The organism is Pseudonocardia sp. KRD291, assembly GCF_019263595.1.
Taxonomy (GTDB): domain Bacteria; phylum Actinomycetota; class Actinomycetes; order Mycobacteriales; family Pseudonocardiaceae; genus Pseudonocardia.
Window position 1 is genome coordinate 1 of record NZ_JADQDD010000126.1, and the last position, 16,586, is coordinate 16,586.

Sequence of the window (16,586 nt, forward strand, 5' to 3'; positions counted from 1 at the left end):
CGAGGGATTTGTAAACCCGGTTGCCACGAAGATGCCTACCTCGAGTCGTCGGTGAACACGGCCTGCGCGACTAGCCAACGCCGCCAGTACTCGACCCGGACCGGGTCGGGGGAGAAACCCGACGGCCAGCCATCGGCTGCGATCTGTCGGAGAACGTCGCGGACGCGACTGCGCCCCACCCGCGGGCGAGAACCTAGCCGGGCCAGATGAGGGTCGACCACAGCGTGCATCGCCCGGGCGGTCTGATCCAGCGTAAACGCGATCGGACGGTGCACTACCAGCACCTGCTGGCCCCGCTCGTCATGCCGAGCGACCAGCGCACTCTCCCTCACTGGTCCACCTCCCGCTGCGTTACCGAGCACTGTACCGAGTAGAGGTAGCGCGAACCGCGTCGACACGCTGACAACAGACCCGATCAGCCCTGTAAACCCGGTTGCCAAGGTCTCTGTCACGAGCCAGCGGCAAGCCGCCGCTGTAAACCCGGTTGCCATGCGCTCCGCAAGCAGCCGACCCCGGCAGCTCGGTCACCGGCGACGAGTCCGTCGCACCGTCGGCCGGCCCATCGGGTCCCCGGTCAACTCCCGCAACACCCGCGCCGTCGGCCGGTCCATCGGGCCCCTGGTCAACTCCCGCAACATTCGCACCGTGTGCACCCGCACCGGCTCCGGGAGGGGCCCTCCAGACCGTCGGCCAGGACGTCGAGCAGTTCCCCGCAGCCGCCCGCGACGTGCGGCAGCGACAGGGCGGCCAGGTTCCCGTCCACCTCGGCGCGCACCCGGACCGCCGCCGCGCGGACCGGGCGCCCCTCGGCGTGCAGCTGCTCGATCCGGCGCCGTTCCCGCTGGCTCACCCCGGCCATCGTGCCGGGCCGTGGCCACGGACATCGACCAACGACGGGGTCCACCGGGACTCCCCCTCCCAGCCGAGACCCCGCTCGCGGGTGGGGCGCTCATTAGGCCGCGCCGGCCAAGAGGAACCGCAGGTAGGGCCCGCCTTCGGCGGGGCGGGTCTGTCGGCCCTGAGAGCCCTGTGTCAACCCTCGGTGGTCCGGCCGGTGAGTGTGCTGTGTTGTTCGTCGGCGTCAACCTCGTTCGTCCTCGCTGCGCTGCGGGCGCTCCAGGTGGACCCCTCCTCGCCAACACGAGCGTGCGCCGAAGCCGGGACCTGCCGCGGAAAGAAAGGGTTCAGGCAGCGGTAGCGGATTGATCTAGGAGTTGTTGCAGGGCGCGGTGCTGGCCGGGGTCGTAGGGCTGGTGGTTCTGCCAGCAACGCCAGATCACGTAGACCCAGGCTCGAGCCAGGATCCGGACCGCGTGGGGGTGATGATGCCCGCGAGCTCGAGCACGGCGGTAGAGGTCGGCGGCCCACGGGCTGACGTGGCGCGAGTCGGACGCGAAGTCACAGACCGCGTCGCGCAGGTGTTTGTCCGCGGCCCACCGGAATGTGGTGTTCTTGACCTTGCCGGATTGGCGGGTCGACGGGGTGACCCCGGCCAGCGAGGCCAGTGACTCCGGGGTGGGGAACCGGGCCCGGCAGTCACCGATCTCGGCGAGTAGCCGGGCCGCGCGCAGCGCCTGAGCGCGAGGCAAGCTCCGGAAGATGTGCGCGTCGGTGTGCGCGTCGAGCAGCTCGCCGATCTTGGCCTCCAGGACCTGGATCTGCTTGACCAGGCCGGTCAGGGCGCGCACCAGTGCCAGGGTGATCGCCGCGGCGCCGGCGCCTTCCGGGCCGCGGGCGCCGCGCGGTGCGGCCATCAGGTGCCTGTGCAGCACCGCCGGGTCCTTGCGACCGGTGTAGCCGACCTTGCCCAACCAGGTACCCAGCCGGGCCGGGGTGAGCCAGTCCGCGTCGTCTTGGCAGGTGAACCGGGTGAGAAACCGCAGGCTGGTGGGCGCGTCGAGATCGGCGAACAGACCGACCGGGCCCGAGTAGTAGAGCTGCAGGTGCGCGCGGAGCTGGTTGGCCAACCCGATCCGGTGGGCGAGCAGGTCCTTGCGGGCCCGCACCACCGACCGCAGCAGCACCGTGGCGGGGCTGTCGGGAAGCAGCGGGCGCAGCCGGGCGCGGTCGGTGCGCAGGGTGTCGGCCAGGACGAACGCGTCGAAGCGGTCGTCCTTATTCCCGGCCTGCCCGTAGCGGCTGCGTAGGTTCTTGACCTGGTTCGGGCTGATCACCACCACGGCCAGGCCGGCCTCGAGGAGAGCGTCCACCGCCTGGCCGTCGCTGCGCTCGATCGCGACCTCACCGACCCCGGCCTGGCCGAGGCGTCGGACGAGCTCGCGCAGCCCGGCGGCGTCCGCGGCCACGGTGAACCGGTCGAGCGTGGTTCCGGTGTGGTCCACCACGGCGACGGCGTGATCGGTGGTTGACCAGTCCAGGCCGGCGGTCACCCCGCCCGGCGGATGCGGCGGCAGATTCGTCGGGTCGATCTCGGGAGCGGTTCGGTCACTGGTGGAGCCTCCGACGCTGAGGGACTGAAGCACCCGCGGGCGGGGTCTGGGTCGCGGCTCCCGCATCGCTCACTGTTCGGCGCTCTCGGCGCTCAGCCCTTGTCGACGGTCCGCGCGACCCAGGCGACCGCCGGGCCCCGCGTGTGTTCTCAGGGCGGACGTCCCCATCGGGGCGTCAGCTTCGCAGGGCGGTGACCCAGCGGCACCTCGGGTGCATCGACGACACAACGCCGCCGACACCGATCAAGAGTGCCCCAGTGAGCTTCGCACGGCCTCACTCAACATCAAGGGTCGCTGCGCGATCGCCTCCGGCGACGACCCTTCGGGCCGCCCTTGACGTCGAGCCTAATGGGGCCCGCCGCACTCAGTCGATCTTCATTGGCAGGGTCGGTGACCGTAGCCGCCGGTCCGGTGAGCACTCGTCGAGCCTGGGGCCCGTGAGGGATCTCTGCTCTGAGACCGTGCCCCGGCCGGTGGTCGGGAGGACCGAGACCGCTGATGGGATGGCGTGCCCGGCACGACGTGGCGTGAGCACTGATCCATTAGGCCGCCGGCAGTCCTCTCGCGGCTACTCCCGTTGTCGATCGGTGAGGGCGAGGAACATCAACATGCTGTTCGTGGGGGACGACTGGGCCGAGGACCACCACGATGTGGAGATCCAGAATGCCGCCGGCAAGCGGCTGGCCGCTGCTCGGCTGCCAGAAGGTCTGGCCGGCGTCGCTCGACTGCACGAGCTGGTCGCCGCGCACCTGCCCGACTCCGACTCCGGCTCCGACTCCGAGGGCGAGGCAGTCGCGCAGGTGTGGGTGGGGATCGAGACCGAGCGTGGCCCGTGGGTGCAGGCGCTGGTCGCGGCGGGGTATCGGGTATTCGCGATCAACCCGCGTCAGGTCGCCCGCTACCGGGAGCGGCACTCCAACGCCGGCGCGAAGAGCGACGCCGGCGACGCGCACTCGCTGGCGGACATGGTCCGCACCGACGGACACCAGCTGCGCCCGATCGCCGGTGACACCGAGCTCGCGGCGGGGATCAAGGTCTTGTCCCGGGCGCACCAGCGGCTGATCCGTGACCGCACCCGCCAGGTGCTGCGCCTGCGTCAGAGCCTGTTGGAGTACTTCCCGGCCGCACTGGACGCCTTCGACGATCTCACCCGGCCCGACACCGTCGAGCTGCTGGGTAAGGCGCCGGATCCGGACACCGCGGCCCGGTTGACCCGAGCCCAGATCGGCGCGGCGATGCGCCGGGCCCGGCGGCCGGGGATCGAGGCCAAGACGGCCACGATGGCCGCGGCGTTGCGGCGGTCGTGCTTGACCCGCTCCGAGCCGGTCACCGCCGCCTTCGCCGCCGCGACCCGCTCGTTGGCCGGTGTGATCGCGGCGCTGAACAGCGAGATCGCCACCCTGCAGCGGCAGCTGAGCGCGGAGTTCGAGCGGCACCCGGCCGCAGCGATCTACCGCAGCCAGCCCGGTCTGGGCCCAATCGTGGCTGCGCGGGTGCTGGCCGAGTTCGGTGATGACCCCGGCCGTTATGCCAGCGCGCGTTCGCGCAAGAACTACGCGGCGACCAGCCCGATCACCCGCCAGTCCGGGAAGAAGAAGTCGGTGCACGCCCGCTACGTGCACAACGAACGACTCGTCGATGCCCTCGGGCGTCAGGCCCAGGGCGCCCTGGTCGGCTCGGCCGGGGCGCGGGCCTACTACGACCTGCAGCGGGCTCGTGGGCTCGGGCACCGAGCGGCGCTGCGGCAGCTGGCTAACCGGCTGGTCGGGATCCTGCACGGCTGCCTCAAGACCGGGGCGCTCTACGACGAGACCACCGCCTGGGGCCACCGCTCCACCGAACCGACACCACCAGATGCAGCTGACGCTGCCTGAACACAACCACATAGTCCACACAGGATTTATCGGGGCCCGGTTGGGTCCGGTGCTGGTCGACGGCCCGGATTCTGCGGGCTCGCCCCTCACACCTCAAGGGCGCCTTCGGCGTCGCTGACGCGACAGCCCTTCGGGCTGCCCTGGACCTGTGAGCCTCCGCGAGCCCTCCGGGCAGGCCCTAACGGGCAGGCGCAGCCAGCCCGCCCGACGGGCCGGGCCGACGACCAGCACCTACGAACACCACCACCAACAGATCTTGACGACGGGACGGCCTGGGATGTCTCGGAGGCCATGCCAACCGCTCGTGCGGTGGCGGGGTGAAGCGCCCGCCACCCCAAGGGGACGGGCCGACAGACCCGCTCCGACTCCGCGAGCGAGGAGACCGCAGCGATGGCCACGACGACCAGCAACTGCACAACAACCACGACCCGAGACCGGAGCGGTGTCGGACTGGACGCTCTGGCGTGCCCGGGGTGCGCCGAGCCCGTGGACACGGCGGCGCCCGCCGGTAGGGGGAACGGACCGGCATCCGGGTTCTGCCACCGCGACGGCTCCGAGCTGTGCCCGGATAGCGGTGGAACGGCCGGTGAGCCCGTCGAGTACGAGCACCTCCAGTGGTCCACCGCGTGACACCGAGCGATGCCGAGGTCCGCCGGTGGGTGGCCGCGATCAGGGCTAACCCGGGCGTCTACCGGCTCGACGCGTACGGGCCACAGGTCACCGTCGAGCGAGCGGCCTGCTACTTCGCCACCTGGGCCGGCGACCAGGCCGCCGGGAGCCCGTCGCCGGCGTTGTGCCGCCGCTGCGGATACCGGCTGGAAGCAACCCAGCCCGGGCAGCAGCTGCACCCGGGCTGTACCCCGCCGGTCCCGTCAGCTGCGACGGCGTAGTCGCGTCAGGTGCGTCCGGCGTCGCCGGCTCGGGAAGTCCTCGGTCCGCCATCTTCGATGGCACGATGAGGCCCGTGAACGACTCTCCGCGGAGCCTGGTCGAGTACCGGTTCCCCGGATGCGGACATTCGGCTCGGATCACGCGCAGGAACGCGGATAAGGGTCCTGCGCTGTGCTGGCCGTGTCGCAGCGCCGCGGAGGCACCCGCCCGCGCCGCCGCGGCGTTGGAGCGGAAACGGGCCTCGGCCCGCCGGAGCTATCACCGCGCGAGCCAGCGCCCGCCTCTCACCGCGCAACAGCGCACGGCGCAGCGGCGGCTGGTGGGTTTCACCAACTACGTCCAGACGCAACTGACTCCCGAGTGGATCTTCTGGATCCGCCCGTTCGAGGCCAACGTGCCTGATCTGATGCCGGACCAGGTCGAGGTCGGGAGCAGCGCAGTGCAGGTCGCCGGCTGGCTCGCCGAGCTCGGTATCCCACAGGCCGTCGTGGTGGTCGACGCGGATGCCGGCCTCGTCGGGGCCGCGCCGCTGGAGGCGGTTCCCGACGCAGCTACGTTGACCGAGCTGACGGTGCGGTTCGGGCCGTCCACCGTGCTCGCGCCCGCGGTGCCGATGGCGAACCTCGACGATCTCGCCCGGTGGCTGCCCTCGCTCGGGACGAAGATCCACGCGGCGCTGCAGACTCAGACCACGGCGGCCACCCAGCCGCGCACGGACACGTAGGGATCAGATGCCCACCAGGGATACCAGCAGCGACGGCGAGCTGTGCAGGGTGCAGTTCGTGGGCGGTCCGCTTTCGGGCGCCACTATCGATCTACCACCGGAACTCGCCGATGCCCCGCCCGGGCGACTCGCAATCACCGCAGGCGGGATCGTGTTCGATCGCTACCGCTCTCGCCCGGTACCCGAGGCCCGCATCGTCGAGGCCCCTACGCGGAGCGGTCCGCCGCCGGAGCGCCGCCACCGCCGGCCGACCGCCTCCTGGCGCTCCCCGTTCCTCTGATCCGCCCAACGGTCAGAGGCGTTCGCTGGAGACTCGACGGTGAGGTCCAGCCGGTGGCGCGGCGGGCCAGGCGGATCGACGACGCCTGGGCAGAGCCGTCGGTGTGCGCTCGAGCTGCACTCCTACCCTTGTCGGATGTCCGGAGCGACGGCGTACGTGGACGAGTCGTTCCACGAGCACCCCACCAGGGGGTTCTATGTCCTCGCTGCTGCCGTCTTCTCCGACGAGTCAGAACATGCCAGGACGGCCATGCTGGCGCTCAGGGGCGGTAGGCGGACCCAGAAGCTGCACTGGAACGAGATGGACGACCGGCAGCAGCGCGGCGCCGCGGCGGTGGTCGCAGGCCTGGACGGGATGCACCTGGTCACGATCGGTTCCCCGGTGCCTCCCAAGAAGCAGGAGCGGGCGCGACGGGCCGGTCTGCGCCGGCTCGCCTACGAGCTCCACGGCGTGGGGGTCACCCAGATCATGATGGAGAGCCGACAGCGCGTGCTCGACCGCCAGGACGTCGGGTTGATCACCGCGACCCGCAACGACCTGCCCAAGGGCACCCGGCTCCGGGTTGATCACCAGCGTGGAGCTGAGGAGCCGCTGTTCTGGGCCGCCGACATCGTGGCCGGCGCGGTCCGTGCCGATCGCGAGGGAGTGGCAGAGTATAGGGAAACCTTGGGGGCTCTAGTACAGACGTTCGAGGTGCCCTGTTAAGCCCTAGACATGCGTAAGGCCGTGCTCCCGGTCTGCCCCAGGTCACACGGCCTCGCGACTCGCGCAGCACCCACGGTGCCTTGCTGGTTCAAGTCTAGCAGCTCACGGCAGCTATCGACGGCGCTGAATCCGGCCCCGTCGTCGCGACCCACTCATTCGGCGGCCCCGCTGCCTCGCCGGCGCAGGGCGACCCGACAGCCGTGTTCCAGCCCAGGTCGGGCGGCTCCTCGCCCGGCGCCGTTCTACCGAACCCGTCGTCCTAGGCTGGGCGGGGTGCGGACACTGCGGGTGCAGGTAACCCTGCGCAGGGTCACCCCGCCGGTGCGGCGGGTGCTCGACGTACCCGCGGCCAGCACCATGCCGGAGCTGCACGAGCTGCTGCAGGCCGGGGTGGGCTGGACCAACAGTCACCTGCACGAGTTCATCGTCGCCGGCCTCGACGCGGATCCGTGGGCCGGTGGCCTCGTGCGCTACGGGGTGCCCGACCCGGATGTGGACGGTGTGGAGCCGGTGCGCGACGAGGCCACCGCGCGGATGCGTGATCTGGGTGCCGCGTTCGTCTACCTCTACGACTTCGGCGATTGCTGGGCCCATGACGTGGCGGTTCTCGGGCCGGGCGCCGACCGGGCGGGTTGTGTCTACGGCGGCCCAGCTCCAAGAAGTAGGCGGGTATCTGTCCCGCAAGCCGAACCCTCACCGGGACACCCCATGAGCCTCCGCCTGCGACGGAACGTGGCCGGTCGGCGATTCCCGTAAGACCCGCCCGCTGAAATGCCCGATGAACGCCCCTCATACGGGACACTGGCCGACGTGAGCGGACTGCTGATCGGCTACGCCCGGTGCTCCACCGACGAACAAGACCTCACCGCCCAACGCGACGCCCTCGCCGCGCTCGGTGTCACCTCCGACCGGGTTTATGTCGATCACGGTCTCACCGGCACCAACCGCGAGCGGCCCGGGCTCCGGGAGGCCCTGGCGGCGGGCCGCGCCGGCGACACGTTGGTGGTGACCAAGCTCGACCGGCTCGCCCGCTCCGTACCGGACGCCCGCGCGATCGCCGACGAGCTCACCGCCCGGTCAGTGAAGCTCAACCTCGGTGGCAGCGTGCACGATCCCACCGACCCCATCGGGCGGTTGCTGTTCAACGCACTGGCCATGATCGCCGAGTTCGAGTCCGACCTGATCCGGATGCGCACCCGCGAGGGCATGAAGGTCGCCAAGGCCAAGGGCCGGCTACGCGGCAAGACCCCGAAGCTCACCGTCCGCCAGGAAGCCCACCTGGTCGGGCTGCACCGCGCCGGCGAGCACACCAGCGCCGAGCTGGCCGAACTGTTCGGGGTCGCGCGCTCGACGGTGTACCGGGCGATCGGGCGCGCCGCACCCGCACCAGCGCGATCACCGGTAGGGCGCCCGTGATGTCGCCCGGCAAATGGGCTGCTCCACCCCCGGACTCAGCCATACCGTCGGGACCATGGACGACGAGGAGCCAGTTCCGTTGACGGGCAGTAGCCTCCGACCCGCCGGCGTAGGCGATGTCGCCGAACTGCTAGTGCTGCAGCGCTGTTGTTGGGTCAGCGAGGCGATCCTGAACGACACTCTCGCGATACCGGCGCTACACGAGAACGAGCAGACGATCCAGGCCTGGGTCGAGGACAAGTACGTCTGGATCGTTCGCCGGGGGCCCAGGCTCGTGGCCGCGATTCGAGCGCACCAGGACGGTCAGCGTTGGGAGATCGGGCGGCTGATGGTCGCGCCGGATCTGCAGAGTGCAGGGTTGGGGCGGTGGCTACTCGCCTACGCCGAGTCCCGGGCGCCGGGCTCGGTGCGTGACTTCGACCTTTTTACCGGCGGACGCAGCGAGCGGAACGTGCGGATGTATCAGGCAGCCGGATACGAACTGACCTGGCCACCCGGGGACAGACTCGGCCAGCACATCAGCGGGGCGGTGTTCCTCACCAAACACCGCGACGAAACGTCGCCGGCGCGGGCGGGCGAGGCGCCCGCGGGTTCCTGAACACGGAGATGCAGAACGCGGCCCGGACCCGGTCCGACCGGCGGCGTCTATGTCAGTTCGGTATCTGGGTGGACAGGCAGAACGGGTGACCGGCGGGGTCGCGCATCGATCGGAACATATCGGGCGCTGCTTGCGGGCCCACGGTGGCGCCGAGCCGTACTGCTTCGGCCTGCGCCACTTCGAGATCCTCGACGGCTACATCGAGGTGTCGACCCGCGGGCTCGTCCGGCCACGTCGACCGGTGATGGTCCGCGACCCGCACAGCGGTGATCCAGACCTCTCCCGCCCGCACTGCCGCGATCTGGCCCGAGCCGAGAACCTCCCCGCCGAGCAACCCCGCCCAGAACGAAGCCAGTTCCTGAGGGTCCGAGCACTCCAGCGTGACCGAGCCGAGCCGACCGATGCCCATGACCACAGACCTTAACTAGCCGTTCAGACCCGGATCGTCACTGGTGGAAGCGACACGACCGTTTTCTGAACACGCGCAGTCTGGAGAGTTTCGCCCAGGTCGGCCCGGCCGACGACTGTCCAACAATTTGTCCAGGAAAACGATGTGTTCAACTAGTCTCAGGTAATCCTTTCCTGTACAGTATGGGGCATGGACATTGCGTCGGTCGACCCGCAGGCTCCCCAAGATCCGACGGTCTGCACGCACCCGGGCGCCTACGTCCACGCCCACGTCGGACGAGTACCCCGCGAGCGCGACAGGGCGCAGGCGTTGACGTGGCAGCCCAGCCCGAACGACGACGGCGGCCGCCGTCCGGGAGAGCAGCTCAACGCCGCACTCGGCGAATGCTCGGCGTGCGGGTCACTGGTCGTGACGGTCGAGACGTGGCACCCCGACGACGTCCGTGGCGAGCACGTCACCAGCTACCGCACCCGTTGGATGAGCCTGTACCCGACCGGGGCGCACCCCGACGAGCCGCCGGCCGTCGCCCAGGACAGCACTCGCCCTGCCCCGCTGCCGAGCTCGCCCGCATGAGCGACCCCGATCTCGGAGGCAGGTCGTCCGGCGAGCTGCTGTTGGTCGCTGAGCCGGCCGCGCCGTCGGGGCAGCTGCTCGGATATGGCCGGGTCTCGACCCGCGAGCAGCACCTGGATCGCCAGATCGCCGCGCTGACCGCGGCTGGCTGCGCGCGAATCTTCACCGACAAGCTCTCCGGGCGTGACGCCGACCGCCCAGAGCTGCGGGCCTGTTTCGACTACGCCCGCGCCGGCGACCTGGTCGTGGTCACCGAGCTGTCCCGGCTGGGCCGGTCGCTGTCGAACCTGATCGCGCTGGTCGGGCAGCTGCGCGAGCGCGGGATCGGGTTTCGGTCGTTGTCGGAGGCGATCGACACCAGCACCCCGGGCGGGCGGTTGATCTTCCACATCTTCGCCTCGCTGGCGGAGTTCGTGCGGGAGCTGATCGTCGACGGCACCCAGGACGGTCTCGCCGCCGCCCGGGCCCGTGGTCAACGCCTGGGTCGCCCGCCTGCTCTGACTCCGGAACAGGTTCGCCAGGCCCGGCTGCTGCTGGCCCGGCCCGAGGAGTCGGTGGCCTCGATCGCGCGGTTGCTCGGGATCAGCCGCACCACCCTCTACAAGCACGTCCCGGAACTGCAGCACGACGGCGGGCGCGCCGCGCTGGTCGAGGCGGTGCGGTCCGAGGCCCTGGCCTCCTACGACGCCCGCGAGCTTCCCGGCCAGACCGGTATCGAGCTCCGGGTGGACCACCATGGCTGATCGGGACGAGGCCGCTGGTGTGCTCACGCTGGTGCCGGATCTCGACGACGACCTCGTGGTCGCGTTGGGGCAGGTCGAGGAGCTGTTGATGACTCTGGCCGGGTGGGAGGAGGACCCGGACGGGCCGGGCCCGTTCGTGCTGCCGTCCCCGCTGGCCGGTCGGGTCGCGGTGGACGCGCTGAACCGGATCCAGACAGTCCTCACCCCGACCCAGACCCGCACCTGGCCCGACGGACGCGAGCGCCCGCTGCCCCCGGGGCCGGGGCAGGGCCGGCTGTTCGGCGCGGACGGCCGCTACGAACACCGCCCGCTACGCCTGATCGCTCTCGACCCTGCCGACCTAGCCACGCTCGGGGCCGCGGCCGCCGCGCTGGGCCAGGCCCTCGCCGCCGGCACGCACTCCGAGCTCGTCGAGGCCATGGAGGTCGGCGCCCAGGCCGCCGCCGCGTCCTATGAGCCGGTCACCGCGGCCGGCCTGGTCGAGGTCCTGACCCGCGCGCACGGGCTGCTCGACCTCGCCGACACCGCCGTCACCGCGGCGCTGCGCGGGCGCCTGGTCGCCGCCGGCGGCGCGGACGTAGTGCTCACCGCGGCCGAGGACGCCGCCTACGCCCGGCTCGTGGACCGGACGAACGCGATGTGGACCTCGTCGGACCCGCTCGACCGCTGGCTGTACTAGGAGGGAGAACGATATGGAGCCCAGCACACCCGCCGAGGCCTTGAGCCTGGCCAACCTCGATATCGGGGCCTGGAGTGCCGACGAGGGACTCGCCTTCGAGACCGCGGAATGGATCATCGGCGCGCTGATCTCCCGGGTCAGCGCGGATACCGCCGCAGAGCGCGACAAGCCGGCACCGGACCAGCACCGGCTCGGTGCGCTGGCCGAGGAACGCGCCCGCTACGCCGCCGTCCGGCGGCAGCTCAGCGTGCACGACCCCGCGCATGTCCAGGAGGTCCTACGCACCTACGGGAAGCTCGCACGGCAACGCGGCCTGCCTGGTAGCCGCAGTGCCGACTGACTCACCGTCGGCTGGCCCTGCGCAGCCCGCCACGGGCCGGCTCACCCGGTTCGGCGCGGACCTCCGATCGATCGTGGTTGTGGCCGAGCTCCAGCCCACACGGCGGAAGATGAGGGGTTCGAGCCGGCCCGTCACCACCTGAGGCGGCTCGGGCTGTCTGGGCGGTCCGGGACCAAGCCCGTTTGCCGGGACAGCTCGACGACCCGTTCGCGGTGCATCTGCAGCACCATGTCGAGCACCGTGTGCTGGAAGGTGACCCAGCGGACGTCGCGCAGGTTTCCCTGGCGGACACCACGGCGGCCCAGCACGACCGCGACGTCGAGGTCGGTCAGCACGCCGCCCTCGTCGGGCTCGTCGGGCAGCGCTGACTGGCCGTCCCCGTATTCGCCGTTTGGGCTGTCGTCGGTCGTGTCGGTGGCGTCGAGGGCGAGGCAGGCCGGACACCGGTCGAGGTCGGCGTGGGTGTGGAGCCTCTTTCGAGCGTGGTCGGCGACGGCGCGGGTACGTGCCAGCTCGAGCAGCGCGGCGGCCGCGGCCCGCTCGTCGCCGAGCAGGTCCACCCGAAAGGTCTTTCCCGGCGCCGGGTCGCTCGGGTCGGGGCCCGCGGCCGGGTGCTGCGGTGTGTCTGGCAGCGAGACCATGGGCGGGGCCAGGACCAGGCCCGCCGGGAAGAGCTCCAGCAGCAGGTCGATGCTGTCGTTGACGGTGTCGGCCAGCACCCTCGGCCCGAGCCCGGCCTCGACCAGCGCGCCCAGCTCCTGGACGTCGGCGTGCAGCCGCTCTGCCCAGTGCTGCCGATGGGCCGCTGGCGTGGTCGCGCATCGACTGCGCGTGGTCGTGGCGAACTCTGGTGCGCAGCAGCGCCGCGATCCGGAGTGCCATCGGGTTTCGCAACACCGGCTGCGTCGCGTACGCGCCGTGTCGATCGGTCGGGTGATCGCGGCCGCCGGTCCGGTCCGGTCCCGCGGTTCGGGGTCCGGGTCGTCGGATGCAGGTCTCACCCCGTGCACGATCGCCAGCGCGCGTCGCTGCCGCGGCTGGATGGGGCGAACAGTTCGCGAACGCACACGGCTCTGTCAGAGGTAGGCGACGGTGCTCGGTGTGGTCGCGCCGTCACCGCGGGATGGTGGCCGCCAGGTCGCCGGCCTCGGCGGCGAGGAGCTGCCCGGCGATGTCCCGGAACCGCACGGCGGCGTCGTCGGGGTCGCGGTCGGGCATCAGGGCGGCGATCAGCCCGGGGAGCGACCACGTGATGAGTACGCCGTGGCGGGCGAGGTAGAGCCCGGCGGTGCGGATGCGGTGCCGGTCGCCGGTGTCGAGCCAGGCGTAGGCGAGCAGTTGCCAGAGCCACCGACCGACCCGGTGCGGGTCGCGGACGCTGGCGACGGTCTTGACGTCGAGGAGCGTGGTCCCGCTGTTGCTGGCTGGGTCGGGCGGGGTGAGGAGGTCGCCGTCGGCCCAGTGCTCGACGAACACCGGTCCCGGGGTGCCGCCCTGCAGGCGGGCGAGGGCGCCGACGCTGTCGGCCCGCGCGGTTAGTTCGACGAGCTCGGCGACCTGGCCGTCGGGGACGGCGGCGAGAAGCGTGTCGACGGTCGTGGCCGGGTCGGCCCAGCGGGCCGCAGTGGCGTCGGGGAGCCGGCCGCTGCGGTAGGCCGATTCGAGGTCGGTGAGCACGACGCAGGCCCGCGCGAGGACGGCCTCGGCGCCTCGTGTCCCGACCCGGCCGGGTGGCGTGTGCGCGGCGAGGTACGTGGCCAGGCGGCCGGTGAGGTCGGCAACGAGGTCCGGGCGGGTGCCGGTGGTGGAGCGGCCACCGATCGCGGCGCCGGGTTCGGCGTCGAGGTCGAGCCAGCCGCGGGACTGTAAAAACAACGGTGTAACTCCGATCAAGGAGGAAGCATCCGATGGCTGATGTGACGCCCGAGGAGCAGGTCGTGGACCTGGACGATGCCGGGATCGACGAGCCCACCGGTGCGGGTGGGCTGGACGCGGTGGACGAGCAGCTGATCGCTCGTCTGGCCGGTCGAGCCCGCGCTGGCGGACTGGAGCTGAGCGGCGAGGGTGGGCTGCTCGCGCAGCTGACCAAGCGTCTGGTGGAGTCCGCGCTCGAGGGCGAGGTCACCGATCACCTGGGCTATGACCGCCACGACGCGGCTGGGCGCGATGGCGGGAACTCCCGCAACGGGCACCGGTCGAAGACGGTGTTGACCGAGGTCGGTCCGGTGGAGATCGAGGTCCCGCGTGACCGGGAGGGTTCGTTCGAGCCGAAGATCGTGGCCAAGCGCCAGCGGCGCCTCTCGGGTGTCGACGAGCTGGTGATCTCGTTGAGCGCGAAGGGACTGACTACCGGCGAGGTGCAGGCTCACCTGGCCGAGGTCTATGGCGCCGATGTCTCGCGGCAGACGATCTCCACGATCACCGACAAGGTGGTCGAGGGCATGGCCGAGTGGCAGAACCGGCCCCTCGACCCGGTCTATCCGGTGGTCTTCATCGACGCGATCAACGTCAAGATCCGGGACGGAAAGGTCGCCAACCGCCCGATCTACGTCGCGCTCGCGGTCACCGCCGACGGGCACCGCGACATCCTCGGGCTCTGGGCCGGCGAGGCCAGCGCGGGCGGCGAGGGCGCGAAGTACTGGCTGCACGTGCTCACCGAGATCAAGAACCGCGGCGTCGCCGACGTGCTCATGCTCGTCTGCGACGGCCTGACCGGGCTACCCGACGCCGTCACCGCGACCTGGCCGGCCACGGTCACCCAGACCTGCGTGGTCCACCTGCTGCGCAACAGCTTCCGCTACGCCGGCCGCCAGCACTACGACGCGATCGCCAAGGCACTGCGCCCGATCTACACCGCACCCACCGAGGCCGCGGCCACCGAGCGGTTCCTCGAGTTCGCCGAGACCTGGGGCGAGCGCTACCCGGCGATCGTCCGGCTCTGGGAGAACGCCTGGCCCGAGTTCGTGCCGTTCCTCCACTTCGACGCCGAGATCCGCAAGATCGTATGCACCACCAACGCCATCGAGAGCGTGAACGCCCGGATCCGCCGGGCGGTCAAGGCCCGCGGACACTTCCCGAACGAGGCCGCCGCACTCAAGTGCGTCTACATGGCGATCATGAGCCTCGACCCAACCGGCACCGGTCGACGACGGTGGGCGATCCGCTGGAAGCCCGCCCTCAACGCCTTCGACATCGCCTTCGACGGACGACTGTCCGCCGGCCGCAAGTAGATCAACAGCAACCAGTTACACCGTTAGATTGACAGTCCCTCGCTCCACAATAGCGTCCGTCATGTAGTTGTAGAACGACGCTCGATTGACAGGGCCGGGCCGCGCGAGAAGGACAGTCAGACGCATCGGAGGGCCGCGGTCACCGCCGGGTCCTGGACGGAGGCGACGAGCGCGTCGTTGAAGCCCTGGCTGGACTCTCCGACCTCTCGGGTGTCCTGCTCGCTCATGCGGCGCACGAGCAGGACCGCGGTCGCGACGGTGCCGTCGTCGCGGCGTAGTTCGAGGCCGCGGGCCAGCACACCGCCGGTCAGTAAGCCGCCTTTGACTCCGAGGGCGATGATGCCGGGGCCTGGGTCGGGGTCTTGCTCGGCGATGGCGCGGGCACGATTGCCGCCGGGGAAGCTGCTGCGCCCGACCGCCGACCACAGTGCCTCGAGCTGGCGGGCGGTGCCGCCGGGCCCGCCGTCGGCCCAGGCGGCGTCGCCGCCCGGGGGCACGTTGCGGGTGTCGGCGTCGGCGCGGAAGGCGGGGTCGGTGGTGTAGCGGCGGGCGAGGTCCCACTCGGCGGCGCGACGGGCGGGCCGCTCGCTCGCGGGTGGGACCAGTTCGGGGGTGTAGAGCGAGACGAGGAACCCGGTGGTACTGATCAGCTCGGGGTCGCTCCAGCCGACGTCGCGGGCGGTGTCGAGCAGGGCCTGGTCGCCGAGGCGGGCGCGGAGATAGTCGGGGCCGGCGTTGTCGCTCCAGATGCTGATCTGGTTGGCGAGCTGGTCGATCGTGACGGTCCGGTTCGGGTCCTGGGCCCGGTTGCCGGTGCGGGGGATGCCCAGGTAGTCGAGGGCCTCGGCGTGCGAGGTCTCCGAGGTGCTCGCGACCTCCCAGCGCTCCCAGTCGCCGAGACGGACGGGTTCGTCGGGGCTCACCGCGCCGAGCGCGACGGCGCGGGCGTAGGCGGCCAGGTTCAGCGCCTTGCTCGCCGAGGCCATGGGCTGCACAGCGTCGGCGCGGTGCTCGAGGCGTGTCCCGCGGCCGTCGTCGACGACGTACGCGACGTCGTCGCGGTGGGCGGCGAGATAGCCGATCCAGCCCTCGACACTGCCTACATCCGGAGCCGCCGGCGGCGCACACGCCCCAGGGGTAGCGGCCGCACCACAGCCCGACACCGCGACGAGCACCGCCGCCAGCAGCCATCGCAGTGGGATCATCGACCGCGCCTCCACGGAGGACGATCGTGCCCTCCGAGGCCAGGTCGACGCCATACTCGCCCGTCCCCCGCACAGGGGGACTACTTGCGGCTGCCCATTGCTGTCTGTCTCGGAATCTTGGTTCTGAGACGCCGGTGCGTTGGTGCCGGTGGCTGCTCTTCCTCGACCGCCGCATGGCCAACCTCGTCCGGCGCGGCGCCGACCATGCGGCCGTGCCGCCGCCCCCAGCCGTCGTTCGGTGTGGAGCGCCGGTCGGACGACGGTGGTCTCATCGTTGGGTTTTGTCTGCCTAACGGGCGCGGCGGCGGGAGGCGATGGTGAGGAGTTCTCGGGCGGGCCCGGTGAGTCGTTGGTCGGCCGGCCAGATGGCGCGCAGGGTCCGACGGAGGTCGAGACGGCGGACGGGTACGGCCACCAGGGTGGCGGCGGCGAGCTCGGAGACGACCGCCAGGGAGCTGAGGACCGCGGG

Annotated in this window: 18 protein-coding genes and 1 pseudogene; 12 read left to right on the forward strand and 7 right to left on the reverse strand. The window is 71.2% G+C overall.

Annotation, left to right across the window (positions count from 1 at the left end; translation table 11 throughout):
• Positions 1-622: 622 nt before the first annotated feature.
• Together I4I78_RS17975 and I4I78_RS17980 are read right to left on the reverse strand one after the other, a co-directional pair.
• A complete protein-coding gene (locus tag I4I78_RS17975) occupies positions 623-850 on the reverse strand; it encodes a hypothetical protein (RefSeq protein WP_218612506.1) in 228 nt (75 codons plus the stop codon).
• A 334-nt stretch (positions 851-1,184) separates the two neighbouring features.
• Positions 1,185-2,390, reverse strand: a complete 1,206-nt coding sequence (locus tag I4I78_RS17980) for an IS110 family transposase (RefSeq protein WP_308252198.1) — start codon at positions 2,388-2,390, stop codon at positions 1,185-1,187.
• Positions 2,391-3,058: 668 nt separating this feature from the next.
• Here I4I78_RS17980 and I4I78_RS17985 point away from each other — a divergent pair.
• From I4I78_RS17985 to I4I78_RS18015, 7 genes are all read left to right on the forward strand, one after another.
• The gene (locus I4I78_RS17985; protein WP_218612507.1) at positions 3,059-4,324 is read left to right on the forward strand and encodes an IS110 family transposase; all 1,266 of its coding nucleotides are present in this window, start codon (positions 3,059-3,061) and stop codon (positions 4,322-4,324) included.
• A gap of 626 nt (positions 4,325-4,950) precedes the next feature.
• Positions 4,951-5,214: a hypothetical protein gene (locus I4I78_RS17990; protein ID WP_218612508.1), complete on the forward strand. Its 264-nt coding sequence runs from the start codon at positions 4,951-4,953 to the stop codon at positions 5,212-5,214.
• Positions 5,215-5,534: 320 nt separating this feature from the next.
• Positions 5,535-5,939, forward strand: a complete 405-nt coding sequence (locus I4I78_RS17995; protein WP_218612509.1) for a hypothetical protein — start codon at positions 5,535-5,537, stop codon at positions 5,937-5,939.
• 415 nt (positions 5,940-6,354) lie between these two features.
• A complete protein-coding gene (locus tag I4I78_RS18000; RefSeq protein ID WP_226379930.1) occupies positions 6,355-6,924 on the forward strand; it encodes a DUF3800 domain-containing protein in 570 nt (189 codons plus the stop codon).
• Between the two features lie 273 nt (positions 6,925-7,197).
• A complete protein-coding gene (locus I4I78_RS18005) occupies positions 7,198-7,680 on the forward strand; it encodes a plasmid pRiA4b ORF-3 family protein (RefSeq protein ID WP_218612510.1) in 483 nt (160 codons plus the stop codon).
• A gap of 54 nt (positions 7,681-7,734) precedes the next feature.
• Positions 7,735-8,340 carry a recombinase family protein gene (locus tag I4I78_RS18010; RefSeq protein WP_218612511.1) on the forward strand — a complete coding sequence of 202 codons (606 nt, stop codon included), beginning with the start codon at positions 7,735-7,737 and terminating at the stop codon, positions 8,338-8,340.
• 55 nt (positions 8,341-8,395) lie between these two features.
• Positions 8,396-8,938, forward strand: a complete 543-nt coding sequence (locus tag I4I78_RS18015) for an N-acetyltransferase (RefSeq protein WP_218612512.1) — start codon at positions 8,396-8,398, stop codon at positions 8,936-8,938.
• A gap of 52 nt (positions 8,939-8,990) precedes the next feature.
• On the opposite strand, the gene I4I78_RS18020 is transcribed toward I4I78_RS18015, so the two are convergent.
• Positions 8,991-9,347, reverse strand: coding sequence for a VOC family protein (locus tag I4I78_RS18020; protein WP_218612513.1), 357 nt, complete (start codon positions 9,345-9,347; stop codon positions 8,991-8,993).
• Positions 9,348-9,536: 189 nt separating this feature from the next.
• On the opposite strand from I4I78_RS18020, the gene I4I78_RS18025 reads away from it, so the two are divergent.
• The 4 genes from I4I78_RS18025 to I4I78_RS18040 are packed head-to-tail and all read left to right on the forward strand — an operon-like array spanning position 9,537 to position 11,682.
• Positions 9,537-9,920, forward strand: coding sequence for a hypothetical protein (locus tag I4I78_RS18025; protein WP_218612514.1), 384 nt, complete (start codon positions 9,537-9,539; stop codon positions 9,918-9,920).
• Positions 9,917-10,663: a recombinase family protein gene (locus I4I78_RS18030; protein WP_218612515.1), complete on the forward strand. Its 747-nt coding sequence runs from the start codon at positions 9,917-9,919 to the stop codon at positions 10,661-10,663. Before I4I78_RS18025 ends, I4I78_RS18030 begins: the two co-directional genes overlap by 4 nt.
• Entirely contained in the window at positions 10,656-11,342 is a 687-nt protein-coding gene (locus tag I4I78_RS18035; protein WP_218612516.1) for a hypothetical protein, read from the forward strand. The genes I4I78_RS18030 and I4I78_RS18035 overlap by 8 nt, the downstream gene beginning before the upstream one ends.
• Positions 11,343-11,355: 13 nt before the next feature.
• Positions 11,356-11,682: a hypothetical protein gene (locus I4I78_RS18040; RefSeq protein WP_218612517.1), complete on the forward strand. Its 327-nt coding sequence runs from the start codon at positions 11,356-11,358 to the stop codon at positions 11,680-11,682.
• 131 nt (positions 11,683-11,813) lie between these two features.
• On the opposite strand, the gene I4I78_RS18045 is transcribed toward I4I78_RS18040, so the two are convergent.
• Together I4I78_RS18045 and I4I78_RS18050 are read right to left on the reverse strand one after the other, a co-directional pair.
• Positions 11,814-12,401 carry a hypothetical protein gene (locus tag I4I78_RS18045; protein ID WP_218612518.1) on the reverse strand — a complete coding sequence of 196 codons (588 nt, stop codon included), beginning with the start codon at positions 12,399-12,401 and terminating at the stop codon, positions 11,814-11,816.
• Between the two features lie 394 nt (positions 12,402-12,795).
• On the reverse strand, positions 12,796-13,557 hold the full coding sequence (locus I4I78_RS18050; RefSeq protein WP_218612519.1) for a hypothetical protein: 762 nt from the start codon (positions 13,555-13,557) through the stop codon (positions 12,796-12,798).
• Positions 13,558-13,589: 32 nt separating this feature from the next.
• Here I4I78_RS18050 and I4I78_RS18055 point away from each other — a divergent pair, with 32 nt between their 5' ends.
• The gene (locus I4I78_RS18055) at positions 13,590-14,912 is read left to right on the forward strand and encodes an IS256 family transposase (protein WP_374225885.1); all 1,323 of its coding nucleotides are present in this window, start codon (positions 13,590-13,592) and stop codon (positions 14,910-14,912) included.
• 116 nt (positions 14,913-15,028) lie between these two features.
• Here the strand turns inward: I4I78_RS18055 and I4I78_RS18060 are convergent, their stop codons facing one another.
• Both I4I78_RS18060 and I4I78_RS18065 read right to left on the reverse strand, forming a co-directional pair.
• Complete coding sequence (locus tag I4I78_RS18060; RefSeq protein WP_218612520.1) at positions 15,029-16,117, reverse strand: serine hydrolase; 1,089 nt, start codon at positions 16,115-16,117, stop codon at positions 15,029-15,031.
• 289 nt (positions 16,118-16,406) lie between these two features.
• Positions 16,407-16,586, reverse strand: a pseudogene (locus I4I78_RS18065) (LysR family transcriptional regulator); the annotation flags it as partial.

What these genes read in the sequence shown, in the direction of transcription:
- I4I78_RS17985 (WP_218612507.1), top strand. Translation starts at nt 3,059, where the DNA reads ATGCTGTTCGTGGGGGACGACTGGGCCGAGGACCACCACGATGTGGAG.
- I4I78_RS18000 (WP_226379930.1), top strand. Translation starts at nt 6,355, where the DNA reads ATGTCCGGAGCGACGGCGTACGTGGACGAGTCGTTCCACGAGCACCCC.
- I4I78_RS18015 (WP_218612512.1), top strand. Translation starts at nt 8,396, where the DNA reads ATGGACGACGAGGAGCCAGTTCCGTTGACGGGCAGTAGCCTCCGACCC.
- I4I78_RS18020 (WP_218612513.1), bottom strand. Translation starts at nt 9,347, where the DNA reads ATGGGCATCGGTCGGCTCGGCTCGGTCACGCTGGAGTGCTCGGACCCT.
- I4I78_RS18025 (WP_218612514.1), top strand. Translation starts at nt 9,537, where the DNA reads ATGGACATTGCGTCGGTCGACCCGCAGGCTCCCCAAGATCCGACGGTC.
- I4I78_RS18030 (WP_218612515.1), top strand. Translation starts at nt 9,917, where the DNA reads ATGAGCGACCCCGATCTCGGAGGCAGGTCGTCCGGCGAGCTGCTGTTG.
- I4I78_RS18035 (WP_218612516.1), top strand. Translation starts at nt 10,656, where the DNA reads ATGGCTGATCGGGACGAGGCCGCTGGTGTGCTCACGCTGGTGCCGGAT.
- I4I78_RS18040 (WP_218612517.1), top strand. Translation starts at nt 11,356, where the DNA reads ATGGAGCCCAGCACACCCGCCGAGGCCTTGAGCCTGGCCAACCTCGAT.
- I4I78_RS18055 (WP_374225885.1), top strand. Translation starts at nt 13,590, where the DNA reads ATGGCTGATGTGACGCCCGAGGAGCAGGTCGTGGACCTGGACGATGCC.
- I4I78_RS18060 (WP_218612520.1), bottom strand. Translation starts at nt 16,117, where the DNA reads ATGATCCCACTGCGATGGCTGCTGGCGGCGGTGCTCGTCGCGGTGTCG.